This window comes from Brevibacterium sp. SIMBA_078, from assembly GCF_046534565.1.
Lineage (GTDB): Bacteria > Actinomycetota > Actinomycetes > Actinomycetales > Brevibacteriaceae > Brevibacterium.
The window spans coordinates 1-267 of record NZ_JAWRYQ010000269.1 but is presented as its reverse complement, the minus strand read 5'-3'; the positions used below and the strand labels follow the sequence as shown (position 1 = coordinate 267).

Here is a 267-nt window from a genome sequence, read left to right as displayed (position 1 = left end):
ATCCGTTTTTTTAAAATAGGCTTCATAGGACCCCTTTCTTAGCTGCTCTTCCAAATACTTGCCTTTCTCTTCATCGATATCCGCAAGCACCACACGTGCTCCTTCTTTCGCATAACCGTATGCGATTGCTTCACCAATTCCATTTGCTGCGCCGGTGATGATGACTGTTTTATGCTGAAAGTTCATCGTTTATCAAACCCTTTCTACATGAGATGTTGTCGTCTATCATACCACTTTGATGAGATAACATGTATAGACTATACCTAG

General features: G+C 41.2%; 1 protein-coding gene. It reads right to left on the bottom strand.

Going from position 1 to position 267, the window contains the following annotated elements; genetic code table 11:
- On the bottom strand, nucleotides 1-186 hold a 186-nt coding region (locus tag SB749_RS19690), incomplete at its 3' end, for an SDR family NAD(P)-dependent oxidoreductase (protein ID WP_410711791.1).
- Nucleotides 187-267: the final 81 nt, after the last annotated feature.